Origin of the sequence: Rhizobium viscosum (assembly GCF_014873945.1) — a bacterium.
Taxonomy (GTDB): domain Bacteria; phylum Pseudomonadota; class Alphaproteobacteria; order Rhizobiales; family Rhizobiaceae; genus Rhizobium; species Rhizobium viscosum.
On record NZ_JADBEC010000001.1, the window covers coordinates 1,001,366 to 1,027,527 of the forward strand.

A 26,162-nucleotide genomic window follows, 5' to 3' on the forward strand; every position below is an offset into this window, starting at 1 on the left:
ATGGCCCGAAGCGATTCAAACGCGAACCGCTGCAATCAAAGGGAACCTATGCGAGCGGGCTTTAAAATTGTTTAAATTTGTGCGTCGCAGCACAAGTTGGTTCGGATTATTGCAGTTCCGGCGATACGAGGCCGTACCGACATATCCGTGAGGCCAACAAAATGCTTGCAACCGGCGGCTTTGACGGTCATTCACAGCCGATGTCAGATCAAAACAGCCAGCGCCTCGACCAGCTTCTCGTCACCCTCGGCCTCTTTGCGAGCCGCTCGCGGGCGCGAGACGCCGTGGCACGTGGCACGGTGAAGGTCGCCGGCAAGGTGGTGACGAAGGCCGGCGCCGTCTTCGGCGCCAATGCGGCAATCGAGATCGACGACCCGGCGCAGGATTATGTTTCGCGCGCAGCATTGAAGCTGGTGGCAGCACTCGATCACTTCGGGCTCGACCCGGCGGGACGGCACTGTCTCGATGTCGGCGCTTCGACCGGCGGCTTCACGGAAGTGCTGCTGGAGCGGGGAGCTGCGCATGTGACGGCAATCGATGTCGGCCACGGGCAGATACATCCGAGGATATCGGCAGATCCGCGCGTGACCAATATCGAAGGGCTCAATGCCCGCAATCTGACGGCTGAGGATATCGGCCAGCCCGTGGATTTCATCGTCTCCGACGTCTCGTTCATCTCGCTGAAACTGGCGCTTGCTCCGGCGCTCGATATTGCAGAGCCGGCAGCGCTTGCAGCGATCCTCGTCAAGCCGCAATTCGAGGCGGGGCGCGAGGCGATCGGCAAGGGCGGGCTGCTCAAGGATCCGACTTCCGGCCCGGCCGTGGCGGCTGAGCTGGAGCGATGGTTCACTAAAGATATGGGCTGGAAGAGTTTCGGGCTCATCCCCTCGCCCATTTCGGGCGGAGACGGCAATCAGGAATTTCTATTGGCAGGGACAAAAGCGTGAGCACGGAAACCATCACCATCGACAGGCTCGGCGCACAGGGCGACGGTATCGCCAACGGCAAGGACGGACCTGTCTATGTGCCCTTCACGCTGCCGGGAGAGACGGTCGCGATCGCCCGCGTCAAGAACCAGGGCACGGTCATGTCGATCGCGTCAGCCTCCGCCGACCGGCAGGAGCCGCCCTGCCGGCATTTCGGGCCGGACGGAGTCAACGGCACCTGCGGCGGCTGCACACTGCAGCATATGGCAGATGTGCCCTATCGCGCCTTCAAGCGGCAGCTCGTCATCGATGCGCTGAAATCCAAGGGACTGACGCCCGAGGTCGGCGAAATCGTTGCCGCCCATCCCGGCGAACGTCGGCGCGTCGTCTTTGCGGCACGCAAGACCGAAAAGGATATGCTTGTTGGTTTCAACCAGGCCGAAAGCCATCACATCGTCGCCATAGAGGAATGTCCCATCTCGTCGGCGGGGATCATCTCCCGGCTGCCGGCGATCAAGGCGGTTGGAGCGGCGGTCGCGACCAATGCCGATGCTTTCCGCATCGCAGTTCTGGAGACCTTGTCGGGCCTCGATCTCTCGGTAGAGGGCGTCAAGAAGCTGTCGGACCAGCAGCGTCGCAAGGCCGTCGAGGTCGTACTCGGCCTTCGCGGCATTGCCCGCGTCTCTCTTGATGGTGAAATCCTGATCGAGCCGGCCAAGCCGATCGTCGAGTTCGGCGGTATCCGGGTCTCTCCGCCTGCCGGCGGCTTCACGCAGGCGACGAAGCCCGCCGAAGAGGCAATGGCAAAGCTGGTGCTTGCGCATGTCGGCAAGGCCAAGCGGATCGCCGATCTCTTTGCCGGCGCCGGCACCTTTTCGCTGCAGCTTGCCCGTCTCGGCCGCGTGCATGCCGTTGAAGGCGACGGCAAGGCGATTGCGGCACTCGACTACGCGGCGCGCAATACGCAGGGCCTGAAGCCGGTGACCGTCGAAAAGCGCGATCTCTTCCGCCGCCCGCTGATGACCTCGGAGCTCAAAGTCTTCGACGCCGTCGTCTTCGATCCGCCACGGGCAGGCGCGGAGTTCCAGTGCAAGGAGCTGGCGCGCTCGATCGTCAAGAAGGTCGTGGCCGTCAGCTGCAATCCGCTGACGCTTGCCCGCGACCTCGCCATCCTGGTCGAGGGCGGCTACCGGATTACATCAGTCACGCCCATCGACCAGTTCCTCTGGACCTCGCATGTCGAGGTAGTGGCAACGCTGGAAAAGTAGCGGTCAGCCGACCTTTTCGCCGGCGAGATAGCGGCCGAGCTGGTCGAGTTGTCCGGCGATGCCGGCCTGGCGGTATTCCACCTTGTCGCCGCCGTCGAGGATGGTGATCTGCTCCGTCACCACGACATGCGTGCCTTCAGCCACCGGCGTCAGGCTGATTGTCGTCAGCGACGAGGAGATGCGCCGCTCATTGTGGGACATCGTATAGGCGTAGATGATGCGGCGATCCCTGACGATATCCTCATAGCGGGCGTCGGCGACATATTCGTCACTCTTGCCGAAGTTGAACCGGCTGATATCGCGGCCGCCGACGCGGAAATCATTCTCCGTATAAGTGGTGGTGAAGTTCTCGCCGATCGCTTCCCACTGCAGGCGCGCCTTCGGATCGGACCAGGCGGCGAAGACACGCGGGGCCGGCACATCATAGGTGCGCTCGATGGAGAAGGTGGAATGAAGGGTGCTGTACTCTTCCTGCATGGTCTTACTCCTTTTCGTTCTGCTTCTCGGGTTTGTCAGGCATTTCCGGATTGGCTTCGAGATATGCGCCCAGCCTGTCGAGACGGTGCTCCCAGAGCGTGCGGCGCTCGTTGATCCAGGCTTCGGCGGAGCGCAGCGCCTGCGGCTCGATCCGGCAGGTACGCACGCGGCCGGTTTTTTCCGAACGCACGAGGCCGCTCGCTTCCAGCATCTGCAGATGCTGGAGAACGGAAGGCAGCGCCATGGACAATGGCTCCGCCAGCTCTTTTACAGAGGCTGGCCCTTTGCAGAGCCGGTCCACCATGCTGCGCCGGGCGGGGTCGGCCAGCGCCTGAAACATCAAATCAAGTACATGCGATTGGTTAGGCATATACCTAACTATAGATATGAGATGGCGAGAGTCAATAAATAGTTCGGCAAACACCTAACTATTGCAGATGAAGGGGTACGTGGCTGGGATGCGCGTCGCCAACGGTTTCGCAGCGCGGGGGTTAAGCGCGCTGCGAACGGGCGATAGACGTTGGATGAATTCGGACAGGGGATCGTACGAAACACGTCACCGGCCCGGACAGTTCGGGGGAACCATCCTCTATTCAGTAGTTAGACTGTGCTTAAGAGAGGCTTTAAATTCGCATCCGATAATAACCACTGATTTTTAGGGTTCAGCGGCGCATGAAAGCCTCGAAGGCAGCGCGCGCCTCATCACTTCTCATGCGGGCGGCGAAGTGGCGGGCCTCTTCATCGATGCGCGCGATGATCTCCTCCCGCGGGCCGCCAACGAGGTCGCGAGCGATCTTCAACGCTTCCGGCGGTTTGGCGGCAAGCTTTGCGGCCGCAGCGATCGTCTGGCCTTCCACCTCTTCCGGCGTCGTCACCTTCCAGATCAGGCCGGCTTCCTTCGCATCCTCAGCCATCAAGGCCTCGCCGGCAACGAGCATGGCGAAGGCGCGCTGATGGCCCATAATGCGCGGGACGATCAGGCTCGAGCCCGCCTCCGGGACCAGCGCCAGATCGACGAAGGGCGTGCGGAAATGGCTGCGGTCAGAGGCAACAGTCAGGTCGCAATGCAGGTTGAGCGTCGTGCCGATGCCGATCGCCAGACCATCGACGCCCGAGACGAGCGGCTTTTCGGCATTGACGAGTGCATAGAGAAAATCGATCAGTTCCTGGCCCATGCTGCCGCCCATGGCCACGGCGAGAAAATCGCTGATATCATTGCCGGCCGAGAAGCAGCCTTCGGTGCCGAGAAAGACCGTCACCCGGATATCGGTATCGGCATTGGCCGTATTCAGCGCGTCGGTCATGGTACGGTACATGGCGCGAGTGAAGGCATTCTTCTTTTCCGGCCGGTTGAAACGGATGAGCTGGACGGCCGGATGATCTGCAGACCGTTCGATGATGATGGGATCGCTCATTTTCAGCTCCTTAAGCAAGAACGGCGCGGGCAGCGGCAAGGCTGTCGGCACCGTTGACGACACGGTCTTTCAGCGCCGCTGTTTCGGACAAAAGGTTTTCGGCTACGAAACGGCAGAGCGCGATGCGGCCCTCGCCTGCCCCTTCCGCGGTGCGGGCAAGGCCGCCTTTGGCGAGATAGCAGCCGGTGAGAGCAAGGCCGAACAGACGTTGATAGGGCGTTGCGCCCGACAGGGTCTCGGCTGACTTGCCCTCGGCAAGGCGCGCGAGAAGCCAGCTTGTCGCCTCCTCCAGATCTGCAAGGGCGGAATCCACCCTGTCGGCCGTCGCGCCGAAACCGTCGAGGTTTGAACTGCGGACAGCCTCTGCGATCGCCTTCAGCTCGGCAATAAAGCCCCTGACCTGCTTGCCATCAGACAAAGGCAGTTTGCGGGTGACAAGATCGATCGCCTGAATACCGTTCGTGCCTTCGTAGATCGGGGCGATGCGCGCATCGCGGAGATAACGGGCAGCGCCTGTCTCCTCAATGAAACCCATACCGCCGTGCACCTGGATGCCGAGGGAGGCGACATCGACGCCTGCATCCGTCGCGAAGGATTTGGCAATCGGCGTAAGCAGCGCAGCGCGCTCCTGCCAGTATTCGCGTCGCTCATTGGCGCGATGAGCCATGTCGATCGCGTGTGCGCAGGCATAGGCGATGGCGCGCGAGCCCTGCGTCAGGGCCTTCATGGTCAGCAGCATCCTGATGACATCGGGATGGTCGATGATCGGGCTCATACCGGAGCCGCTCCAGCCAGGGGCCTTGCCCTGCGTGCGCTCCCTGGCATAGGCGATCGCCTTCTGCGTCGCCGCCTCGCAGATCGCGACACCCTGCATGCCGACAGCGAGGCGGGCGTTATTCATCATCGTGAACATGCACGCGAGACCCTTGTTCTCCTCGCCGATCAGCCAGCCGATCGCCCCCTTCTCGTCACCGAATTTGCCGTCGCCGTAGATCATGGTGCAGGTGGGCGAGCCGTGGATGCCGAGCTTGTGCTCCAGTGAATGGCAGTGAAGATCATTGCGGGCACCGAGCGAGCCGTCATCATTGACGAGGAATTTCGGCACGAGGAAGAGCGAGATGCCGCGCGTGCCAGCAGGTGCACCCGGCAGGCGGGCGAGCACGAGATGAATGATGTTGTCGGCCGCGTCATGCTCGCCCCAGGTGATGAAGATCTTCTGGCCGAAGATGCGGTAGCTGCCGTCGTCGCGGCGTTCGGCACGCGCCTTCAGGACGCCGAGATCGGAACCGGCATGAGGTTCCGTGAGGTTCATCGTGCCGGTCCATTCACCGGACACCATGCGCGCCAGATATTTTTCCTTGAGGGCGGCACTGCCATGTACATTCAGGGCCTCGATCGCGCCCATGGTCAGTGTCGGGCAGAGCGCGAAAGCCATGGAGCCGGAATTCCACATCTCCAACGCTGCTACATTCAGCATATGCGGCAAGGCCTGCCCGCCGAATTCTTCCGGCGCGGTCAGGCCGTTCCAGCCGCCGGCTGCCCAGTTGCGGTAGAGATCGCGCCAGCCGTCCGGCGTCTTCACCTCACCGTTGGAAAGGCGGGCGCCCTGGCGGTCGCCTATGTCGGCCAGAGGGGCGATTTCCTCCGTGGCGAATCGTCCCGCCTCGGCCAGGATGGCATCGACGAGATCCTCGCCAAGATCGCCCAAAAGGCCACTGTCGATCGCCTCTGCCATGCCGGCGACATGCTTCAGCGTGAACGCGATTTCCTCGACAGGCGCTTTATACATCTTATTTTCCTCCGCATTCGGCTCACGCACGGCCAAGCCGGTGCACAGGCGCCTCCGCTCGAAGAGCTAATTGATTTTTACGTAAACGTCAATTTGGTTTCCGTCGATAACCTTGATCAAAGGCGCCTTTTCGCTTGTGCACTTGTACAAACAAACGTCATGGAGAATCTCTAAGCGTGTCGCGATCTTTCAGATCCGCTGCCACGCTTAGGTCTTGTTTGACGCATGTCGTTATCGCAAAACCGCTACACACTTTTGCGCGCCATGCTTTAGTAGAACTGATCGTTTTCGCGAGAGGATCGGCAATAATGGATACCTTGCCCGTCAACATACCCGGCCTCGTATGGGCCTACCGTTTCTCGCCGGAAAGCAAGAGGGCGGCGCGACTGCAAAACAGCGCGACGGCCGCTGAGCTAACCGCGGACGACGGTTTCTATTGGCTGCATCTCAACCTCGCCGATGCCCGCGTGCCCGCCCTACTCGACACGCTCGGCGTAATGGATGAAGCCAAGTCGGCGCTGACCACGCGCGACACGCACGCGGTTCTGACTGTCGACGAACAGATGCTCTACGGCACGCTGGTGGACTGCCAGCGCGAATTCGACCAGGACACGGCCGATCTCGGCTGGCTGCATTTCGCTATCTCCGATCGTTTCATCATCACAACGCGCCTGCAGCCGCTGAGAAGCGTGGAGCGGACGCGCGTGATGATCGAGAAGAATCCGGGCAAGTTCACCCGCCCAGTCGATCTCTTCGAACTGCTTGTGACCGAGTTCCAGCGTACGCTGATATCAGTCGTCATGGAGCTCACCGAAGAGCTCAACCTGATCGAGGACTTCGTCTACGACAATGCGCCGCGGGACGAACGCCGCAGGCTTGCTCCCGTCCGCCGCACGATCGTGCGCCTGCACCGCCATCTGCGCACGGTCTTGGCGCTGATGCGGCGAGCCGCAGCCTCCGACGAAGACGAGATGCCCTTCGGTTTCGACGATATTGCCGGACGACTGACGAGCCGGTTGGAGACCGTCGACCACGACGTCTATGCGCTGCAGGACCGGGCAAGGCTGCTGCACGAAGAAATAGACTCCAAGCTCTCCTCGGAGACGAACCGCCACCTTTACATCCTGTCGATCATGACGGCCTTCCTGCTGCCGCCGACGCTGGTGACCGGCTTCTTCGGCATGAATACGGCAAACCTGCCCTTCGCAGTCGGAGACTATGGTACGGAATATGCCGTGGGGCTCATCGTCGCCTCCATCGTGTTCGCATGGTGGCTCTTGAAGCGGGTGCGTATCCTCTAAATGAAACGCCCGGCGCGATGGCCGGGCGTGTGTGCCGATCTTTGGTGCGCCTCAATAGTAGGGCGAATAGCACTGCTGGCGCGGACCATTATAGGGCTGGAACGTGTTGTCGTAGACCCTGTAGGAACGGTAGCGGTTTTCGCACCAGGCAACATGGCTCGGATTGATACCCGAGGGAGCCGGTGCGGGTGCATAGTAGCGCGGCTGAGCGGCGATGGCGCCGCCTATGATCGCGCCGGCACCAAAGGCTGCCAGCGGATACCAATAGCCGTTATAGTGACGATAGCCCGGACGATAATAGGAATAGCCGCGATAGCCGCCGTACCAACCGGGCCGATAGGCCGGGCGGTAGCCCGGATAGTAGCCGGGGCGATAGCCCGGACGATAGTAACGGCGGTACTGGACGTTTTCGACAGGTGAAGACTTTTCCACCTGCGGGGCGGCCGGCATCTGGATTGCCTGCGACGGCACGAAGCTCGTCACAACGACAGCGGCGGCCATAACCGCAGTCGCGACCTTCTTACTCAGCCCAAACATTGCTTATCTCCGATCAAGAGCGAAAAAGCCTGCCATTCAACGAATAAAACGGAAAAATGTTCCCGAATGACCCGAAAGCGGCATCCACGATCACTCTTAGCGGAGGCGAAATGAACCGGACATTAACCGGCGGCATCCGCCCTCAGGCAACGACCGAGAGCTTGGCCTGATCGCCCTGCAAACGGTTGATCATGAAGTTCGAATACCATTCGAGGAACTGCATGACCCCGCCCTCGTGGACCTGCGAATAAGGACCTGGCTCATAGGCCGGCGAGCGGATGCCGAAGGCATTCTCTTCGACGATGCGGCGATCCTGGTCATTGGTTTCGGTCCAGACGTGCGTCAGCTCCTCAAGATTATAATCGACGCCTTCGACCGCATCCTTGTGGACGATCCATTTGGTCGTCACCGCCGTCTCGTTGGCGCTGAGCGGCAGCACGCGGAAGGAGATGGCGTGGTCGCCGAGCAGATGGTTCCAGGTCGTCGGATAGTGGAAGAGAAGCATCGTGCCGATATGGCTGATCTTCACGTCGTCGGAAAGCGGGCGCTTGACGGCCGGCCGGCCCGACATGGTGTAGCTTTCGGCATCCTCGATCAGCGGCATGCGGGCGGTGCGGAATTGTCCGTCAGGCGAGATCTGGAACTTGCTCGGCAGGCCGGCCGCCTCGCAGCGCGCCCAGTGACCGGCGATCTCCGGATCATCGGCGCCACCATCCGTGCCGGTAACGCTCGGCGCCTCCGGATAGGTGCGGCAGAGCTCGGGATGGTTTGCGGCGCAGTGATAGCACTCGCGGTTATTCTCCCATACCAGCTTCCAGTTGCCCTTCTCGATGATGGTGCTCTGGAAGGCGATCTTAGCCTCACCGATATGGTGGGGCGCCATATAGGGCTCGATCTTGTCGCGTACGGTCTGGAAGTCCGGCGCGCTATTGGCGAGGCAGATGAAGACGTAACCGGCGACGATTTCGCAATGGACCGGTTTCAGCCCGTAGCCGCTCTTGTCGAAATCATCGCCCATATGGCGCGCGAAGGCGAGCTTGCCGTCGAGATCGTAGGTCCACTGGTGATAGGGGCAGACCAGGCGTACCGACGAGCCGTGCTCCTTGGTGCAGACACGCGAGCCGCGATGGCGACAGCTATTGTGGAAGGCACGAATGACATTGTCGCGTCCACGCACGATGACGACGGGATACTCGCCGATCTGGACGGTAAAGTAGGCGCCTGGCTTCGGCAGTTCGCAATCATGACCGATGAACAGCCAGTCGCGATAATAGATCATCTCCATGTCCAGACGGAAATAATCCTCGTCAATGTAGAAGGGCTGTTCGAGACTGAAACCCTCGCGGCGGCTCTTGAGCTGGCGCAAAACGTTGCTGCGAATATCCATCTGCCTATCCTCGTGCATGTGGCTGCTACTCTTTTCGAGCACCGCAGCGGAAGCGCGCCCGCTTCCTTCTCTCTCCGGAGAACTGGTCATGGCGTTATTTAAGCACCGAGCATGCCGGTCGCTTGGTTGTAAAGCGACATCCGCTTCGAAATTGACGACAGGGAACCGGACATCCCCGAAATCATTCCATCCTGCCTTGACCATCGTCAATTGCGACATCTCATCGGCTCCTGGCCGCAAGCAAATCCAATGCCGCAGGCATTCCCTGTCGTATTTGCGACACCCTACGATGAAGAGCAATGCGACTCATTTCACGCCTACCGATTTTAACAGGCCGTTAAACATGAAATTCTATCCTTACAGGCGACCGACACAGCGAAGACTGCGATAGCCATGGCCAAACTCCGATATTTTGACACGCGGGAAGAGCCCAAACTCATCGAGCCGCGGCTTCAAACCAAGCATTCGGAATTCCTGCGCACCGGCCGTATCAGCCGCCGTCGCGAAGACTGGCTCCCGGAGGAGCGCCGCTACCTCACCCATGAGGAAGTCGCTGAAAAGACCGCACGCAAGCTGCAGGCCGCCGGCGAAAAGACCCACCAGAACATCAACGGCTTCCACCGCACGATCCAGTTTCCGAAGATGATCTTCCACCGGACACTGGCCGACAGCCCGCATCTCGGCTACTGCCACGTCACGGCCGCGCGCACCAAATTTGCCCGCTACGACGAAGTGGCCTGGGCCTTCTACATCGCCAACTTCTATTCCGACATCGGCGACAACGACAATTTCTTCGACAATATCGCGGTGCAGAATTCCCGCATGTATTTCGCCGTGGCGATCAAGCCGGGTGAAAGCACGCCGGAGAGGATGGTGGTCGATCGCTCCGTGCGCGGCAACGGCCTGCTCTTCCGCACCAACGATCCGCAGATCGCCATCCGCAACATCCTCCTGCTCGGCGCCCGCAACGAGCAGCTTCGCCAGATCATCCGCCAGCTTTAAAGTCCGCCGGTTGTTCGTCCGCTGGCTCCGGCGGGATTGATCGCGCCGCAAGGAAGGCCTAATGACTGCCGCAGTAAAACCGGGCAGGACATGGCAAGAATAATCGACATCAAGGCGGACAGGCAGACGGCACTCGAAGCCGGCTGCGCGGCACTTGCCGGAGGCTTTGCGATCGCCATTCCGACCGAGACGGTCTACGGCCTTGCCGCCGACGCCACCAATCCGGCGGCGATCACCCGCATCTACGAGACCAAGGGGCGGCCACGCTTCAATCCGCTGATCTGCCACATGGCGGATCTTGCGATGGCGGAAGCCTATGCAGAATTCGACCCGATCTCCCGCGCGCTCGCAGAGGCCTTCTGGCCCGGCCCGCTGACGCTGGTGCTGCCGCTGAAATCAGGTACCGCGATCCATGCGCTGGCGACCGCGGGTCTCGACAGCGTCGGCATCCGCATACCCAAGGGTTTTACCGGCGATCTGATCCGCGCCTTCGGGCGGCCGCTTGCGGCACCGAGCGCCAATACGTCAGGCAAGGTGAGCGCCACAAGTGCAGCCCATGTCGAGGCTGATCTCGGGGCAAAGATACCTCTCATCCTTGACGCTGGCGCCAGCACTGTCGGCGTGGAATCGACGATCGTAAAGGTCGAGAACGGCGAACTGCGCCTGCTGCGGCCGGGCGGACTGCCGGCTAAGGAGATAGAGCGGGTGGCCGGCAAGCGTTTGCTGCGTTCCAAGAAAGCAAGCGCGGCGATCGAAGCGCCGGGCATGCTCGCCTCGCATTACGCACCGGGCGCGGCTGTCCGGCTCGAAGCCACAGCGCTGGAACCGGGTGAAGCGTTGATTGCCTTCGGTCCAGACAGGGTGGCAGGCGCCGAGCAAGCAGCGATCGCGCTGAACCTCAGCCCGCGTGGCGATCTCTCGGAAGCGGCCGCAAATCTTTTCGACTACATGAAGAAGGCCGATGCCAGCGGCGCGGCCGTGATCGCCTTCTCGCCAATCCCCGACGAAGGACTTGGAGAGGCAATCAACGACCGGCTGCGGCGAGCGGCGGCACCGCGCGAGTGAGGAAGAGGAACCGGGCTCCATGAGCAGCACAAGTATTTCTGCAGAGATCATCGCGCGTTTCACCGCCATCGTCGGTGAGAAATATGCGCTGCGCAGCGAAGCGGATCTCGCGCCGCATCTCATCGAGAACCGCGGCCTCTATCACGGCTCCTCGCCTCTCCTGCTGAAGCCCGGCTCGGTCGAAGAAGTCTCCGCGATCATGAAACTTGCCACCGAGACCGGTACGGCCATCGTGCCGCAGACCGGCAATACCGGCCTCGTCGGCGGGCAGACGCCGCGTGAGGGCAAGGCCGATGTCATCCTTTCGCTCGAACGCATGAACAGGATCCGCGATGTCGATCCGGTCGCAAACGTGCTGGTCGCCGACGGCGGTGCGATCCTCGCCGAAGTGCAGAAGGCGGCTGAGGCGCACGGACGTCTGTTTCCGCTTTCGCTTGGCTCGGAGGGCTCCTGCCGCATCGGCGGCAACCTGTCCACCAATGCTGGCGGCACGGCGGTTCTCGCCTATGGCAACATGCGCCAGCTCTGCCTCGGTCTCGAAGTCGTGCTGCCGACGGGAGAGATCTGGGATGGGCTTCGTCGCCTCAAGAAGGACAATACGGGTTATGATCTGCGCGATCTCTTTATCGGCGCGGAAGGTACGCTCGGCATCATCACCGGTGCGGTACTGAAGCTCTTCCCGCAACCGCTCGGCCATCAGGTGGCCTTTGCGGGGTTTTCTTCGGTCGAGGATGCGCTCGCCTTCTTCAACCTTGCCTCCAGCCTTTGCGGCACTTCTCTCACCGGCTTCGAGCTGATGCCGCGCTTCGGCGTCGAAATCACCGCGCGCAATATCGACGGCGTGCGCGATCCGCTGGAGACGCCGCATGACTGGTATGTGCTGGTCGATATCTCCACCTCCGATTCCGCCGAAACGGCCGAGCGGATGATGAATGCAGTGCTGGAGCAAGGCTTCGAAGCAGGACTGGTGCAGGATGCGGCAATCGCCTCTTCCGTCGCGCAGCAGAAGGCACTTTGGCACATGCGCGAGAGCATGTCAGACGCCCAGAAGCCCGAGGGCGGCTCAATCAAGCACGACGTTTCCGTGCCGGTTTCGAAGATACCGCACTTCATGAACGAGGCTGCAGAGGCAGTGACGGCCGCCATGCCCGGTGCGCGCATCTGCGCCTTCGGCCATATGGGCGACGGCAACATCCACTACAACATCTCGCAGCCGGTTGATGCCGACAAGGATGCCTTCATCGCCCGCTGGCACGAGATGAACCATATCGTGCACGGGCTAGTGCTTGCCCATGGCGGTTCGATTTCCGCCGAGCATGGTATCGGTCAGCTGAAGCGTGACGAATTGGCATCGATCCGGCCGGCAATCGAGATGGAACTGATGCGCCGCATCAAGCGCGCCTTTGATCCGGCCGGCATCATGAACCCGGACAAGGTGGTGAGACTCTAGAACCGTTCCTGGACTCTGAGAGGCTCACACCATTATCAAAACAACGATTACGCCTAGCCGGTACCGCCGGTCAGGAGCTGGAGCGCCGGCGATTGCTGCGTATTGTTCTGGATATCGTACATGGCTGTGAAGCGCTTGACGAGCTTGTCAACCTTCTTCGGATCCTGCAGGTCTTCCAGCTTCACAAAGCGGCCGAGAAGATCGACCTGTTTGGCCACGTCCATTGACGAAATCTGTTTCGGCAGGCTGTAGGCCGTCTGGATGACCTGATAGAGTGCCTTGTCACCAAGAATGTTGTACAGCGACGTGACGTCGCCGGCCTTGCGCTTGAAATAGAGCGCCAGGCGAACGCCATCGTTCTTTTCGCCCTCCTGGGTTTCCAGGGTCATCTGCACATACTGCTGCTGCGTATTCGCCTCGGCCTGCTTGTCCTGGATTGTACCCATCTTGGCGCGGGTCAGGTTGCCGTCCTTGTCGAAGTTGAAAGAAGCGACGATTTCCTTGAAGCGCGCGTCGGCCGTGGTGTTGAGATAGCTCTTCTTGTCATCAGGATCGGAGGTGAAGATCTTCTTCAGCGTATCCTTGTCGTATTTCTTCGGATCAAGGCCATTTGCTTTCAGCACGAGATCCGTCAGGCGCTTGTCGGCCAGGAAATCGTCAAGCGACGTTACGGTTGGAATGGTCTTGCCGAAATAATCCACTTCCTTGGTGGCATCCTTTGAAGCGCGGTCTTTTGCGGGACCGTCCTTCATGAGCATGGTCACGTGCGACTTATAATCGGTCGCATATTTCGCCATGGTGGCAGCAGAAAGGGCCGACAGGGGCTCGGCAGCCTTGCCATCAGGACCGAAGTTGAAAGCGCGCACCATCTTGGTGATACGGTCGTCCTTGAAGGATGCGACATATCCCTTCGGATCATAGGGGTCGCTGACGAGCAGCTTGCGCATGGTAGAGCGCGAGACATCGTTCGTCGTCAGACCGTAAGCCTGCAGCGCTATCTGATAAAGATCCGGATAGGAGTCGTTACCGAGCAGCGTATCGGCGGTCTTGTTGGTCTTCATGAAATCGTTGACACTCTTCACGCCTTTGGCGTCGTCCATTCGCGACTTGTAGTTCGCGATGATCCGGTCGATGAGATCGTTGCCCTGATTGTTGGCGCGAGCGCCGTAATTGTCCGACGTGTTCGTCGTCTGCTCGCCGGTCTGGGCGGTCGTCGAGGTCGGCAGCGATCCATCCGAGGCGAAATTGAAAGCAGCGTTGAGATCGGCCTGGCCGACGGAAGCGGCATGGGCCGGATCAGTCAGAATACTCTTCAGCTCGGCATTGCTCGTGTCGTAGGCGAGGCCGTAAGCCATTTTCAGATAGTCCGTCAGGGACGAGTCGGCGAGCAACTGATCGACGTCGTTGACGTCGCCCATCCGGTCCAGGATGCCTTGCTCCCGCATGTTGGCGGCCGAGTTCAAGGAGGCCATCTGCGTGGTCGTCTGTGCCGGAAGACCGGGGACAACGGTGCCATCCGCCTGGAAATTGAACGCCGCCTTCACCTTGGCATAGGGGCCGGTACCGCTCTGATCAGTGAGGATGTTGCGCAGATCACTATCCGAAACGCTTGTCGGAATGCTGAAGGCGTAACGGATGTAACTGTTGAGCTTCTGATCGCCCAGCAGTTGATCGACGCTGGAGATCGAAGGCATCGTGCTGCCGTAATAGGCAGCGGCGTCGCTTGCCTTCTTGTTCAGCGCGGCAACCTGGTTGGCGTCCTGCGAGAGGGTGTTTTGGGCGACCGTGCCGTCCTGACGAAAATTGAAGAGCTGATAGACGTCGCTATAGCCCTGGGCTGCCGCAACCGCCGGATCGGTCAGAATGCCGCGAAGGGTGCTTTCGCTGATGTCGTTGCCGATCTGCATGCTGGCGCGCAGGAAGCTGACCAGCCTGTCGTCGGCAAGGAACACGTCGACTGCGGCAGTCGAACCGTTATTGGAGAGATCGCTGAGCTTGGTCTGGTAATAGGAGGAGTTGTTGCTGGCCAGTTGGTTGATGCCCTGAAGCTGCGCGGCATTCTGCGCGCCGACAACGGAACCATCCGGCTGCGTCTGAAAGGTGACCGAGCCATCCGCGTTGAAATTGAAGGCATCATGGATGTCCTTATGGCCTGCGGTATCGGCATAGGCAGAATCCGTGAGGATGTTCTTCAGTTCGGCATTGCTGAAATCCTGACCGAGGCCGTAGGCGTCCTTGATGTAGGAAGTCAGCATCTTGTCGGACAGCAGTTCGTCAACGTTGTCGATCGGGCTGACGCCGCCCGGCGGCTTCATCATGTTCGAGAAGTAGCTCGAGACGTTTGCCGAACCATTCACGATACCCGTCAACTGATCGTAGGATTGGGCACGCTCCGTCGGAGAGACCGTACCGTCGGACTTGAAATTGAAGGCCTCGTAGGCGTCTCCCAAATCGACCGAACGGGCATAGGCAGGATCGGTCAGGACGTTTTTCAGCTGCGTAAAGCCCGGATCCATGCCGAATGCGGAGCGAACATAATCTGCAAGCCGCTTGTCGTTGACCAATTGATCGACATTGGTGATCGTGCCGATCTTGGACAGATAGTAGCTCTTGTTGAGATCGGACATTGCCGGGCTGGTATAGTACACATCGCTCGCCGTGCCGTCGCGGTCGACGATCTGCGTCGCAGTCTTGATGTTATACTGTTCGATGACGTTGTTCTTCTGCGTCGCGGTTTGGGCGGCACCACCGACTACGGGAGCGCGGAAGGCGTATAGTTCTGCGACCGCGTCGGTCTGGCCGGAATTCTGCGCCGAACCATTGACCGAACCATCGGCGTTGAAGTTGAAATAAGAACGAAGTTCCTTGTATTTGTCGCCGACGTAGTTGAGCGACGGATCGGGGTTGTTGAGCGGCGGGTCGCCGCCAAGTGTGGCCGGATCGCTTGTCAGCACCATCTTGATGAAAGCGTTATCGGCCGTTGCCGGATCGATGCCGACGGACTGCAGCGCCACCGTGCGCAGGCGCGGATCGGCTAGAAGGTCGTCGACCGATTGCACCGAACCGATATTGTCGCGGAAGTACTGGGTGTCGCCGTTATCAGGCTTGAAGTTGAATTGCTGGGCGAGCGCATAGAGCTTGTCGCCGACATATGTCTTGGTGGGATCGACAGGCGGTGCGTTCGGATCGTTGGGGTCCGGCGCCTTGCCGGCAAGCTTACTGATGTCAGTGGTCAGGACACTGGCGATATAGTCCTTCGATATGTACGTCGGGTCGATGCCGACGCTCTTCAACGCGTAGTTCAGCAGGCGGGAATTGCCGACGAAGTCCTGAACGGTCTTCACGGCATCCATCTGCGCGCTGTAATATTTCGTTTCGGTGGCAGTCTGCTGTGCCGCGTCGGCAAAAGACTGCTTGTAGAGGCCGATCAGATCGTCTTCCTGCGCGTCCGTCTGAATATCCTTGGGCGGCGCATTGAAGTTGAAGGCGGCGGCGAATTCCTTGTAACGCGTGTCGGAAAGCTTGTTGGCGAAACTGTTCGCATCCGTGAGATCGCTCTCCAGAACCTTCTTCATGAAGGCCTTGGCATAGATCATGTCATCAAGGCCATAGGCTTTCATGGCGTAGCTGTAGAGCTTGTAGTCGCCAACGAAGTCGTCGACGTCCTTCACCTTGTTGATGTTATCGGCGTAATACTGGGCGTCTTTTTTGACCTGCGCCTGATTGGCGACGCGGTCGAGGCTCTTCGGCATATCACGAGACAGAATGACGTATGCCAGGGATGCCGTGATCATGAATGCGCCCTTTTCAGCAAAGTCTTTAAAGAATGACGGACTATTGGTGCGAGCATTTTGCCACGCAAAACTTACTCGAGACTTACCTGAAGCTGTCCCGCTTTTAGACACGGGCGCGTTCACCATCTGGAAACCCTGCCATATTCAGTTTTGCTAACCATTCCCGGAGGCAGGATTTTTTTAACCGCGATTTTTAAGCTGTACGGAACGGGGGCCGCCTATTGTCGGGCCATAGAGGACGAAAAGTCCCAAGGAGAAGACCGGAAACCGGCTCTCAGGTAAGACAAGGGTAGAAATGAAATGAAGAATACCGTTCTGAAGCCCGTCTGGGCTGGCACGACATTGCGTCTTGATCCGTCTCGCTTTCCGCAGCAGGTAAGCTATGCCATCCACGACGATGCCGGTGACGTCAGCATAACGATCGACGAACGCGGCGCGGTCCTGCGCAAGATTCTCCCCTCCAGCGGCCTGCCACTCTCCATCGCCCTGCCGCGGCGGGTCTTCAAGGGCGTTGCAGCCCGCGCCATCGACCACGGCAACGGCGAAGTCACCGTGACGCTCGAGCTGCATCACGAAGATCCGGAACTCTGCATTCCGCTGCTCGTCGCCCACGATCTGGGCGATATCGCCGCCGACTGGCGCAGTTGGTCGGAAGCCTTCGGCATTCCCATGCTGATGGTGGAAGCCGATGGTATCGCCCGCCCGCTCGAAGAACATCTCGGCGGACTGCGCACCAGCGAAATGAAGCCGCGCCGCCGCCACTCCTATTTTGCAAACCGTCGCCCGCGCTTCCTCGTGCGCCGCACGACCGGCAAGCTCGGCGTCAACATGAAGATCGAAGGCAAGGAAATCATCGCTCGCAGCTGAGCGATACGCTCTGACCCGATTTCAAACCCGGCCATCGCGCCGGGTTTTTTCATTTGCCGCCATTTTTCATTTGAGATCAGGGAATGGCAAACAGCAGCGAGACGAACAGGCCGAGAAAGATGATCAATCCGACTCGGGTGTTCGATTTAAAGAGCGCGAGGCACTGAGCGCCGTCGTTGATATCGAGCGTCCTGATCTGCCAGGCGAACATTCCGGCCGCAATCAGCAGACCGATGAAGGCCAGAAGGCCGACACCGGCAAGCGCAAAGGACAGGAACATCAGCACCAGCGTCAGCCCATAGAGGCCGACAAGCGCCAGACGCGTGCGCTCGCCGAACAGGCGCGCGGTGGAGCGAACGCCGATCAGTTCGTCATCCTCCTTGTCCTGATGGGCATAGATCGTGTCGTAGCCGATCGTCCAGACGACCGAGGCGAGGTAAAGCAGGACGGCAGAGAAGGAGAGGCTACCGAAAATCCCTGCCCAGCCCATGAGCGCGCCCCAGGAAAAGGCAAGACCGAGGAAGAATTGCGGCCAGTCAGTAAAACGCTTGGCGAAGGGATAGAGAGCGACGACGCCGAGCGACAGAACCCCGAGGAGAACGGCAAACCAGTTGAATTGCAACAGCACGAACAGGCCGACCAACGCCTGCAGTGCGATGAAAATCTTCGCTTGCCTGCGCGTCACACGACCCGAAGGCAGCGGACGCGAGCGGGTGCGCGCAACCTGCGTGTCGATCTCGTGGTCGACAAGGTCATTATAAGTGCAGCCGGCGCCGCGCATGGCGACAGAGCCTATGAAATAAAGGAATAGATGGTAGAGCAGCAGCGCGCCGGAAAAAACACGCGGTTCGATTGCCGCATTGGCGGCAAGCGTAGCCGACCAGAAGCACGGCCACATGAGAAGCTGCCAGCCGATCGGCCGGTCCCAGCGCGCAAGCTGCGCATAGGGCCACAGCCAGGGCGGCAGGATGCGATAAACCCAATTATCCGAAGGCGCATCGGCAACGCGCCCGTTGAGACCATCAATCTGTTGCATGCGGCCATCTAGCGATGGGCAGCGTTCATGGTCAAGACTTCATCGCTGTCGAGTTCGCGCTCTGCGGCTGGATGGAAGCGCCTCGTCCCGCAAGAGACCTGCCCTGCGCGACGAAGGAAAGTTCATCGCATCGACGGCAGGCTGATTTAGACGATTCGAATAGCCGATCAGTTCAGCGTGAAATTGAACTTGTAGCTCGCAGACAAGCCGATCAGGAACTGGTTCTTCGAACCTTTCTCGCGCACGAGGCTGCTGTCGGCGGCCGGACCGGCAAGGCGCTTATATTCCGCAAAGGCGCTCGTCGACAGGTTCTCCGTTGCGTTCCAGGTGAGCGCAGTACCGGCGCCGTAAGACTGGATGCCACCCGAGGGATCATAGGGTTTCAACCCGCTTGCGGCTGACTGCGCTTCGTTGACGCCGTAATAGGAATGGAAGTATCCGCTGGTCGCAAAGGTGGCGCGCGGGCCGCCGGAGAGCTGCAGATCGGGCGCGATATCGGTGAAGGCGTCAAGCGCCACGTCGGCCACGAGGCCGTCATGAGAACGGATACCCTGACGCACTTCGGCGCGGGCACGCAGCCAATCGGTCGGATAAACCTCGGCAAAACCACCGATTTCCGCGCCCCATTTGACCTTCTTCAGGCCGCGCAGATCGCTGTCGTCATCTTGGTCACGCTGCGGCACATAGCGGCCGACGATACCGGCGCGGAAGCCGCCATTATCGACAAGTGCGAAGGAGGGATTGTCGTTGCGCGAAGAGAACCGCGGACCGGCGCCCTGGCGACCAACCGAAATCAGCGGGCTGAACTTGAATTCGTTGCTGGAGGCGCCTTCGAACTTCGGTGCGGAAAAGCCTGATACGCCGACCTTCAGATACCAGTCACCGGACCACCAATGGCCGCCTTCCTGAGCGGAGGCGGTGCCGAAAGAGGAAAGAGCAATAGCTAAAGAGATCGATACGACAGATCGATTAAACACATCCGCACTCCAGAAAACGCAATACAAGAACGACCGCGGACGGCGGCGATCGGTACATTTATAGTGAGGGTGTTACCTCATTCTTAACCAAGAGGCTGAGATCGAGGGATTGGAAATTACTTCTGGTTCCAGCGGCGGATGACCGGTTCCGTCAGATCGTGTTCATAGCCGAGAACGCTGATGCTGGTCGTATCCAGAATGAAACGGGAGCCGTCTTCCGGCGGCAGGCCGAGCCAGCGGGCGCCGAGCACGCGCAGGAAATGCGAGCTCGAAAAGATCAGGATCGGCGCATTTGCCTTGCGCAATTCGGCGATGATGCGATCCGCACGCGCACCGACGTCCGCCGCCGCTTCACCATCCGGGCAGCCATCGCGGAAAAGCTGCCAACCGGGATGTTTGGACAGGATTTCCTTGGTGGTGATGCCTTCATAGGCACCATAATCCCATTCGGCGAGATCCGGCTTGATCACGGCGCCTTCCCCGAAACCAGCAAGCGCACAGGTATTGCGCGCCCTCTGCGAGGGGCTCGACCAGACGGCGGACACAGAAAGACCGGCAAGCCGCGGAACGAGCGCGCGGGCAGCAGCCTCGCCGTTTTCGGTCAACGGGATGTCACTGCGACCGGTATGCTGGCCGGACAATGACCATGCCGTCTCGCCATGGCGCACGAGGGTGATTTCCGGAAATGCGCTCATATCCGTCTCTCCAAGAAGAAAAAGCGCGGCCCGGCCGCGCTTTCGACATCAGAAGGTAAACTTTTCCAGGGGCGGCCGCGTCGCCTCGAATTCTCTAAGCTTCGTCTCGTTCTGCGCAATGTAATTACGGTTATCAGGCGTCGCGAACTGGTTCTTGGTGATCTGGATCTGCTCGATGAAGAGTTCATCCCAGCGGAAGCCCATTTCGGAACCGGCCAAATAGAACTCCCACATGCGGAAGAACTTCTCGTCGTAAAGCGCCACGGCTTCGGCCTTGCGGGCAACGAAGCGCTCGCGCCAGTGGCGCAGCGTATAGGCGTAATGCAGCGGCAGCACCTCGACATCGCGGGTCAGCAGCCCGGCTTTTTCGAGCGGCACCAGCGTCTCTGCGATCGAGGGAATGTAGCCCTGCGGGAAAATATATTTCTCGATGAAGGCGTTGGTCGCAAAGCTCGGCTTCGGACGGGCGATCGAATGCAGCAGCATGACGCCATTGTCATCCAGCAGTTCGTGCACCTTCTTGAAGAAGTTGCCGTAATTGCCGATGCCGACATGCTCGAACATACCGACCGAGACGATGCGGTCGAACTTCCTACCGGTCAGGTGACGATAGTCCTGCAGCTCGAAGCGGACGCGATCGGCAAGACCGCGCTTCTGCGCACGTTCGCGGGAAATCTTCAGCTGCTCTTCGCTGAGCGTGATGCCAGTGACATCAAGGCCGGGCGTCGATTCGGCCAGATACATGGCCATGCCGCCCCAGCCGGAGCCGATCTCCAGCACGCGCTGGTTCGGTTGCGGCATGAGCTTTGCAGCGATGTGGCGTTTCTTGGCAACCTGCGCCTCTTCCAGGCCAATGCCTGGCGGATCGAAGTAGGCGCAGGAATACTGCCAGTCCTCGTCGAGGAAGAGTTCGAAGAGCTTTTCGGAAAGGTCGTAATGATGGGCGACGTTCCGCTTGTTGTGGTTGATCGGCATGCGGCTCTTCAGCTGCTGCATGGCAATGCGGCCGATCAGCAGGGCGGCCATCTTGAAATCGAAGATTTCATTAGTAGTGTTCTGCTTCACCAAAGCGAGGAAGTCGTAAATGTCGCCCTGTTCGAGAATGAACCGGCCTTCCATATACATTTCGCCGAGCTTCAGCGTCGGATCGCGACGGATCGCATCCTCGGCTTCCTGATCGGCAAGACGAACGGCAACCAGATCACCAGTGCCGTCGCCAATCGTGTGGGTCTCGCCATTGGCAAGAGTAAGGGCCAAAGAGCCCTTGCGGACAATTTTTTGGACAATCGATAAGAATGCCGACGCCATGGACGCCTCGCAAATGTGACAGGATGGTCACATCAACTTAATAGCCTTCTTCTGCCTTACAAGCGTCGGATTTAGCACTCCGCAGATTCAATTGCCAAAGTGTGACATTTTTGCCAATTCGGGGCCTAAGCCCTTATTTTCGCTTCATCGCTTCGGCAAGTGCAGCCCCAAAGGCGCCCTGGCTCTGCGGCTTAGCCGGCGCCGGGCGGCGCTCCTGCTGCGGGCGCGAACCTGCATTTCCACGCGACTCACCGCGTGGCGAACCCGCTGGAGCACCGTCATCCTTGCGCATCGAGAGACCGATGCGCTTGCGCTTCACGTCGACCTCGACCACCCGCACCTTGACCACATCGCCCGCCTTCACGATTTCGTGAGGATCCTTGATGAAGCGGTCGGCGAGCTGTGAAACATGGACCAGCCCGTCCTGGTGCACGCCGATATCAACGAAGGCGCCGAAGGCCGCCACGTTGGTGACGGTACCTTCCAGCACCATGCCCGGCTTCAGGTCGCTGATTTCATCGATGCCTTCCGCGAAGGTCGCCGTCTTGAAGCTCGGGCGCGGGTCGCGGCCGGGCTTATCCAGCTCTGCGATGATGTCCTTGACCGTCGGCAGGCCGAATTTCTCGTCGATGAACTTGCGCGGATCGAGCGCCTTGAGGGTGACGCTGTCGCCCATCAGCGAGCGCAGATCACGGCCGCAGGCGGCAACGATCTTCTTTGCTATGCCGTAAGCTTCCGGATGTACGGAGGAGGCATCGAGCGGCTCCTTACCATCGGGGATACGCAGGAAGCCGGCAGCCTGTTCGAAGGTGCGCTGGCCGAGGCGGGCAACTTTCAGGAGATCCTTGCGGCTTTCGAAGGCGCCATTCTGGTCTCTGTGCAGCACGATTGCATCGGCAATCGAGCGGCCAAGACCGGACACGCGCGACAGCAGCGGCGCTGACGCCGTGTTGAGATCGACGCCGACGGCATTCACGGCATCTTCGACGACGGCATCGAGCGAGCGGGAGAGCTTCGTCTGATCGACATCGTGCTGATACTGGCCGACGCCGATCGACTTCGGCTCAATCTTGACGAGTTCAGCAAGCGGATCCTGCAGGCGGCGCGCGATGGAGACGGCACCGCGCAGCGATACGTCGAGTTGCGGGAATTCGGCAGCGGCGGTTTCCGAGGCCGAATAGACGGAGGCGCCGGCTTCAGAGACGATAACCTTGGTGGGCTTAGGCGCAGGAAGTGCGGCGAGCATATCGGCCACAAGCTTTTCTGTCTCACGGCTGCCCGTGCCGTTGCCGATCGCGATCAACTCGACATTGTGCTTGCGGATAAGGGAGGCGAGCTCGGCCTGCGTGCCACGCACATCATTCTTCGGCGGGAAGGGATAGACAGTAGTGGTGTCGAGCAGCTTGCCGGTACCATCGATGATCGCAACCTTGACGCCGGTGCGGATGCCCGGATCGAGGCCCATCGTGGCGCGCGAGCCGGCAGGCGCTGCCAAAAGCAGATCCTTGAGATTGCGGGCAAAGACGTGGATCGCCTCCTCCTCGGCCCGTTCGCGCAGTTCGCGCATCAGGTCGAGCGAGAGCGACATGGAGAGCTTCACGCGCCAGGTCCAGCTTACGACGTCCATCAGCCAGCGGTCGCCGGGACGGGCAGCACCGATCTCGTAGGCAGCGGCGATCATCCGCTCGACCGGCTTGTTCGGCGAAGTGATCTCGGCATCGGCCTCGATCGCAAGTGTCAGCACTTCCTCGTTCCAGCCGCGCAGCATGGCAAGCGCGCGGTGGCCGGGCGCGGTCGCCCAGCGTTCGGAATGGTCGAAATAGTCGGAGAACTTTTCGCCGGTCGCTTCCTTGCCTTCCACGACCTTCGCCTTGAGAAGGGCGGCACTGCGCATATGGGCGCGCAGCTTGCCGAGCAGATCGGCATTTTCGGCAAAACCTTCGGCAACGATGTCGCGGGCACCTTCGAGGGCCGTCTTCACGTCGGGCACGTCGGCAGTGATGTAGGTCTCTGCCAGCGCGGCCGGATCCTTGCCACGATCGGCGAGGATCGCTTCGGCAAGCGGGCCAAGGCCACGCTCGCGGGCAATCTCGGCGCGGGTGCGGCGCTTCGGCTTGTAGGGCAGGTAAAGGTCTTCCAGCTCGGCCTTGGTGGCGGCGCCCAAAAGTTTCGCCATCAGCTCGTCACTCATCTTGCCCTGGCCGGTGATGGATTCGACGATCGTATCGCGGCGAGCTTCCAACTCGCGCAAGTAGACGAGGCGCTCGGCCAGCGTGCGGAGCTGCGTATCATCCAGCCCACCCGTCACTTCCTTGCGGTAGCGGGCGATGAACGGCACTGTTGCGCCCTCGTCCAGCAGCTCGATCGCCGCCTTGGCCTGATCGGGCCGGGCGTTGATTTCGGCGGAGATGCTTGCTGCGAGCGAACGAAGGTCAGCGGCCATGAGATTTCCTGCAGTTTATTAGGGTTGGCGGACCATAGCGACGAAAAGCGGCAAGGCAATGCCTACCGCCGCTTTCCACAACGGAAGGGAACGCTCCTGTCGGTTTAAGTCATATATCTGAGGCGCAATTGAGCCTTTCGCCTCCTGTTTTTGCGGTTGTGCAGATGCGGCATTCTTTGGTAGCAGAGGCGACCATTTTTGATTGCCCCTGCCCTGCAGGCGCCAGGAAAAGAGTACCATGCCGAACCTGCTTCTCGAACTTCGCTCCGAAGAGATCCCCGCCCGCATGCAGCGCAAGGCCGCCGGCGACCTCAAGAAGCTCCTTACCGACGCCCTGGTGGAAGCAGGACTGACCTATGAGGGTGCGCGTGAATACTGGACGCCGCGCCGCCTGACGCTCGACATTCACGGCCTGACGGCCCGTTCCGCCGATATCCGTGAGGAGCGCAAGGGGCCGCGCACCGATGCCAACGAAAAGGCGATCGAAGGCTTCCTGCGCGGCGCCGGCCTTTCCTCTGTTGCCGAGGCGCAAGTCGTAAGCGATCCGAAGAAGGGCGATTTCTATGTCGCCGTCATCTCCAAGCCCGGCCGCGGCGCCGAAGAGATCATTGGCGAAGTCATGCCCGGCATCATCAAGGATTTCCCATGGCCGAAGTCGATGCGCTGGGGCAAGGCTTCCTCGCAGCCCGGTTCGCTGCGTTGGGTGCGCCCGCTGCAATCGATCGTCTGCACCTTCGGCAGCGAGCATGAAGAAACCGTGGTCATCCCCTTCGAGATCGACGGCATCGTCGCTTCCAACGTGACCTACGGCCATCGTTTCCACGCGCCAGACGCCATCACCGTCAAGCGCTTCGACGATTATGTCTCGAGCCTCGAAAAGGCGAAGGTCATTCTCGATGCAGAGCGACGCAAGGATGTCATCCTGCATGATGCCCGCGACATTGCGTTTGCAAGCGGGCTGGAACTGGTCGAGGACGAGGGCCTGCTGGAAGAAGTTTCCGGTCTCGTCGAATGGCCGCAGGTGCTGATGGGCTCCTTCGAGGAGGACTACCTCTCGATCCCCTCGGAAATCATTCGCCTGACCATCAAGACGAACCAGAAGTGCTTCGTCACACGCAAACAGGGTGATGAGACGCTTTCGAACAAGTTCATCCTCGTCTCCAACATCCAGGCGACGGATGGCGGCAAGGAAATCGTCCATGGCAACGGCAAGGTCGTGCGTGCGCGCCTTTCCGACGCGCTGCATTTCTGGAAGCGCGACCAGGGCAACCTGCCGGACCTCGAAACGCTGGAAGCTTCCGCCAAGAAATTCGGCCTCGACCTTGCCAAGCCACTCGACCAGCGCATGGCCAAGCTCGATGCGCTGAACGTGACCTTCCATGCCAAGCTCGGCACGCAGGGCGATCGCGTCGAACGCATCCGGGCGATGGCCGCCAAGATCGCCATGCCTGTCGGCGCCGATTACAAGGTGGTGGACCGCGCCGCGGTTCTCTGCAAGGCGGACCTGCGTACCGAAGCCGTCGGCGAATTCCCGGAACTGCAGGGCGTCATGGGCCGCAAATATGCAGCACTGCAGGGCGAAGACGTCTCCGTTTCCACCGCCATCGAAGACCATTACAAGCCGCAGGGCCCGTCCGACCGCGTGCCTGACGACAAGGTGGCGATAACAGTAGCGCTCGCAGACAAGCTCGATACGCTCATCGGTTTCTGGGCAATCGACGAGAAGCCGACCGGCTCGAAGGACCCGTTTGCGCTTCGCCGTGCGGCGCTCGGCATCATCCGCATCCTGCTTGAAAAGCGCGCGCGCGTGACGCTTTTGCCACGCATTGTCTCGCATATGCAGCGCATCGACATGGATATCGGTGCCAATGTTGATACCGACGACCTGACGCGGCAGTTTGATCTACTCTCCTTCTTCCACGACCGCCTGAAGGTCTATCTGCGCGAACAGGGTGCCCGCCACGACCTCATCGACGCCGTGCTGACACCTGAATCCGACGACCTCTTGATGGTCGCCCGCCGCGTGGAGGCGCTGACGGCCTTTATTACCTCGGAAGACGGCATCAACCTGCTTGCCGGGACCAAGCGTGCCACGCAGCTTCTGGCGGCTGAGGAAAAGAAGGGCACGGTTATCGCCGACGGCGTTTCCGAGGCATTACTGAAGCTTGACGCCGAGAAGGAACTGTTTACCGCCATCACCAAGGCTTCGTCGGAAGCTGCCGGAGCGGTTGCGCATGAAGACTTCCGCTCGGCCATGGAAGCGCTGTCGAAGCTGCGTGCTCCCGTTGACCGCTTCTTCACCGATGTGCTGGTCAATGACGAGGATGCTGCGATCCGCGCAAATCGCCTCGCCCTCTTGCGGATGATCCGTGCGGCGACGGGGACAGTCGCGGACTTTTCAAAGATCGCCGGCTAAACGGCCGAC

The 26,162-nt window shown here is 60.2% G+C and carries 20 protein-coding genes; 8 read left to right on the forward strand and 12 right to left on the reverse strand.

The window, feature by feature from the left end; translation table 11 throughout:
* Positions 1–200 precede the first annotated feature (200 nt).
* Together H4W29_RS05110 and H4W29_RS05115 are read left to right on the forward strand one after the other, a co-directional pair.
* A complete protein-coding gene (locus H4W29_RS05110) occupies positions 201–947 on the forward strand; it encodes a TlyA family RNA methyltransferase (protein WP_192727961.1) in 747 nt (248 codons plus the stop codon).
* Entirely contained in the window at positions 944–2,194 is a 1,251-nt protein-coding gene (locus H4W29_RS05115) for a class I SAM-dependent RNA methyltransferase (RefSeq protein WP_192727962.1), read from the forward strand. The genes H4W29_RS05110 and H4W29_RS05115 overlap by 4 nt, the downstream gene beginning before the upstream one ends.
* A gap of 3 nt (positions 2,195–2,197) precedes the next feature.
* On the opposite strand, the gene H4W29_RS05120 is transcribed toward H4W29_RS05115, so the two are convergent.
* The 4 genes from H4W29_RS05120 to H4W29_RS05135 form a co-directional block, all read right to left on the reverse strand.
* Positions 2,198–2,671 (reverse strand): SRPBCC family protein, encoded by a 474-nt coding sequence (locus H4W29_RS05120; protein ID WP_192727963.1) that lies wholly within the window; start codon positions 2,669–2,671, stop codon positions 2,198–2,200.
* Between the two features lie 4 nt (positions 2,672–2,675).
* On the reverse strand, positions 2,676–3,041 hold the full coding sequence (locus H4W29_RS05125) for an ArsR/SmtB family transcription factor (protein WP_192727964.1): 366 nt from the start codon (positions 3,039–3,041) through the stop codon (positions 2,676–2,678).
* Between the two features lie 292 nt (positions 3,042–3,333).
* Positions 3,334–4,086, reverse strand: coding sequence for a crotonase/enoyl-CoA hydratase family protein (locus tag H4W29_RS05130; RefSeq protein WP_192727965.1), 753 nt, complete (start codon positions 4,084–4,086; stop codon positions 3,334–3,336).
* 10 nt (positions 4,087–4,096) lie between these two features.
* A complete protein-coding gene (locus H4W29_RS05135; protein ID WP_192727966.1) occupies positions 4,097–5,875 on the reverse strand; it encodes an acyl-CoA dehydrogenase family protein in 1,779 nt (592 codons plus the stop codon).
* Between the two features lie 308 nt (positions 5,876–6,183).
* On the opposite strand from H4W29_RS05135, the gene H4W29_RS05140 reads away from it, so the two are divergent.
* A complete protein-coding gene (locus H4W29_RS05140; RefSeq protein ID WP_192727967.1) occupies positions 6,184–7,176 on the forward strand; it encodes a transporter in 993 nt (330 codons plus the stop codon).
* A 51-nt stretch (positions 7,177–7,227) separates the two neighbouring features.
* Here H4W29_RS05140 and H4W29_RS05145 read toward each other — a convergent pair whose 3' ends face one another.
* Together H4W29_RS05145 and H4W29_RS05150 are read right to left on the reverse strand one after the other, a co-directional pair.
* Complete coding sequence (locus tag H4W29_RS05145) at positions 7,228–7,713, reverse strand: BA14K family protein (RefSeq protein ID WP_192727968.1); 486 nt, start codon at positions 7,711–7,713, stop codon at positions 7,228–7,230.
* Between the two features lie 142 nt (positions 7,714–7,855).
* Positions 7,856–9,100, reverse strand: coding sequence for an aromatic ring-hydroxylating oxygenase subunit alpha (locus tag H4W29_RS05150; RefSeq protein WP_192727969.1), 1,245 nt, complete (start codon positions 9,098–9,100; stop codon positions 7,856–7,858).
* Positions 9,101–9,493: 393 nt separating this feature from the next.
* On the opposite strand from H4W29_RS05150, the gene H4W29_RS05155 reads away from it, so the two are divergent.
* The 3 genes from H4W29_RS05155 (at position 9,494) to H4W29_RS05165 (ending at position 12,617) form a co-directional block, all read left to right on the forward strand.
* Positions 9,494–10,102, forward strand: a complete 609-nt coding sequence (locus H4W29_RS05155) for a DUF6656 family protein (RefSeq protein ID WP_192727970.1) — start codon at positions 9,494–9,496, stop codon at positions 10,100–10,102.
* A 90-nt stretch (positions 10,103–10,192) separates the two neighbouring features.
* A complete protein-coding gene (locus H4W29_RS05160) occupies positions 10,193–11,167 on the forward strand; it encodes an L-threonylcarbamoyladenylate synthase (RefSeq protein WP_192727971.1) in 975 nt (324 codons plus the stop codon).
* A gap of 19 nt (positions 11,168–11,186) precedes the next feature.
* Positions 11,187–12,617 carry an FAD-binding oxidoreductase gene (locus H4W29_RS05165; protein WP_192727972.1) on the forward strand — a complete coding sequence of 477 codons (1,431 nt, stop codon included), beginning with the start codon at positions 11,187–11,189 and terminating at the stop codon, positions 12,615–12,617.
* Positions 12,618–12,670: 53 nt separating this feature from the next.
* On the opposite strand, the gene H4W29_RS05170 is transcribed toward H4W29_RS05165, so the two are convergent.
* On the reverse strand, positions 12,671–16,411 hold the full coding sequence (locus H4W29_RS05170) for a DUF1217 domain-containing protein (RefSeq protein ID WP_192727973.1): 3,741 nt from the start codon (positions 16,409–16,411) through the stop codon (positions 12,671–12,673).
* A gap of 300 nt (positions 16,412–16,711) precedes the next feature.
* On the opposite strand from H4W29_RS05170, the gene H4W29_RS05175 reads away from it, so the two are divergent.
* Positions 16,712–17,278, forward strand: a complete 567-nt coding sequence (locus H4W29_RS05175; RefSeq protein ID WP_192727974.1) for a DUF6101 family protein — start codon at positions 16,712–16,714, stop codon at positions 17,276–17,278.
* 76 nt (positions 17,279–17,354) lie between these two features.
* On the opposite strand, the gene ubiA is transcribed toward H4W29_RS05175, so the two are convergent.
* From ubiA to H4W29_RS05200, 5 genes are all read right to left on the reverse strand, one after another.
* Positions 17,355–18,314 carry a 4-hydroxybenzoate octaprenyltransferase gene (ubiA, locus tag H4W29_RS05180; protein ID WP_192727975.1) on the reverse strand — a complete coding sequence of 320 codons (960 nt, stop codon included), beginning with the start codon at positions 18,312–18,314 and terminating at the stop codon, positions 17,355–17,357.
* A 167-nt stretch (positions 18,315–18,481) separates the two neighbouring features.
* Positions 18,482–19,291, reverse strand: coding sequence for a MipA/OmpV family protein (locus H4W29_RS05185; protein ID WP_192727976.1), 810 nt, complete (start codon positions 19,289–19,291; stop codon positions 18,482–18,484).
* A 116-nt stretch (positions 19,292–19,407) separates the two neighbouring features.
* Positions 19,408–19,986, reverse strand: a complete 579-nt coding sequence (locus H4W29_RS05190; RefSeq protein ID WP_192727977.1) for a histidine phosphatase family protein — start codon at positions 19,984–19,986, stop codon at positions 19,408–19,410.
* A 48-nt stretch (positions 19,987–20,034) separates the two neighbouring features.
* Positions 20,035–21,294, reverse strand: coding sequence for a cyclopropane fatty acid synthase (locus tag H4W29_RS05195; protein ID WP_192727978.1), 1,260 nt, complete (start codon positions 21,292–21,294; stop codon positions 20,035–20,037).
* Positions 21,295–21,427: 133 nt separating this feature from the next.
* On the reverse strand, positions 21,428–23,737 hold the full coding sequence (locus H4W29_RS05200) for a Tex family protein (protein ID WP_192727979.1): 2,310 nt from the start codon (positions 23,735–23,737) through the stop codon (positions 21,428–21,430).
* 238 nt (positions 23,738–23,975) lie between these two features.
* On the opposite strand from H4W29_RS05200, the gene glyS reads away from it, so the two are divergent.
* Complete coding sequence (gene glyS, locus H4W29_RS05205; protein WP_192727980.1) at positions 23,976–26,153, forward strand: glycine--tRNA ligase subunit beta; 2,178 nt, start codon at positions 23,976–23,978, stop codon at positions 26,151–26,153.
* Positions 26,154–26,162: the final 9 nt, after the last annotated feature.

Bases quoted from the DNA above. Each gene is read 5' to 3' on its own strand.
- H4W29_RS05110 (WP_192727961.1), top strand. From the start codon at position 201: ATGTCAGATCAAAACAGCCAGCGCCTCGACCAGCTTCTCGTCACCCTC.
- H4W29_RS05120 (WP_192727963.1), bottom strand. From the start codon at position 2,671: ATGCAGGAAGAGTACAGCACCCTTCATTCCACCTTCTCCATCGAGCGC.
- H4W29_RS05125 (WP_192727964.1), bottom strand. From the start codon at position 3,041: ATGCCTAACCAATCGCATGTACTTGATTTGATGTTTCAGGCGCTGGCC.
- H4W29_RS05130 (WP_192727965.1), bottom strand. From the start codon at position 4,086: ATGAGCGATCCCATCATCATCGAACGGTCTGCAGATCATCCGGCCGTC.
- H4W29_RS05135 (WP_192727966.1), bottom strand. From the start codon at position 5,875: ATGTATAAAGCGCCTGTCGAGGAAATCGCGTTCACGCTGAAGCATGTC.
- H4W29_RS05140 (WP_192727967.1), top strand. From the start codon at position 6,184: ATGGATACCTTGCCCGTCAACATACCCGGCCTCGTATGGGCCTACCGT.
- H4W29_RS05145 (WP_192727968.1), bottom strand. From the start codon at position 7,713: ATGTTTGGGCTGAGTAAGAAGGTCGCGACTGCGGTTATGGCCGCCGCT.
- H4W29_RS05150 (WP_192727969.1), bottom strand. From the start codon at position 9,100: ATGGATATTCGCAGCAACGTTTTGCGCCAGCTCAAGAGCCGCCGCGAG.
- H4W29_RS05155 (WP_192727970.1), top strand. From the start codon at position 9,494: ATGGCCAAACTCCGATATTTTGACACGCGGGAAGAGCCCAAACTCATC.
- H4W29_RS05160 (WP_192727971.1), top strand. From the start codon at position 10,193: ATGGCAAGAATAATCGACATCAAGGCGGACAGGCAGACGGCACTCGAA.
- H4W29_RS05165 (WP_192727972.1), top strand. From the start codon at position 11,187: ATGAGCAGCACAAGTATTTCTGCAGAGATCATCGCGCGTTTCACCGCC.
- H4W29_RS05170 (WP_192727973.1), bottom strand. From the start codon at position 16,411: ATGATCACGGCATCCCTGGCATACGTCATTCTGTCTCGTGATATGCCG.
- H4W29_RS05175 (WP_192727974.1), top strand. From the start codon at position 16,712: ATGAAGAATACCGTTCTGAAGCCCGTCTGGGCTGGCACGACATTGCGT.
- ubiA (WP_192727975.1), bottom strand. From the start codon at position 18,314: ATGCAACAGATTGATGGTCTCAACGGGCGCGTTGCCGATGCGCCTTCG.
- H4W29_RS05190 (WP_192727977.1), bottom strand. From the start codon at position 19,986: ATGAGCGCATTTCCGGAAATCACCCTCGTGCGCCATGGCGAGACGGCA.
- H4W29_RS05195 (WP_192727978.1), bottom strand. From the start codon at position 21,294: ATGGCGTCGGCATTCTTATCGATTGTCCAAAAAATTGTCCGCAAGGGC.
- H4W29_RS05200 (WP_192727979.1), bottom strand. From the start codon at position 23,737: ATGGCCGCTGACCTTCGTTCGCTCGCAGCAAGCATCTCCGCCGAAATC.
- glyS (WP_192727980.1), top strand. From the start codon at position 23,976: ATGCCGAACCTGCTTCTCGAACTTCGCTCCGAAGAGATCCCCGCCCGC.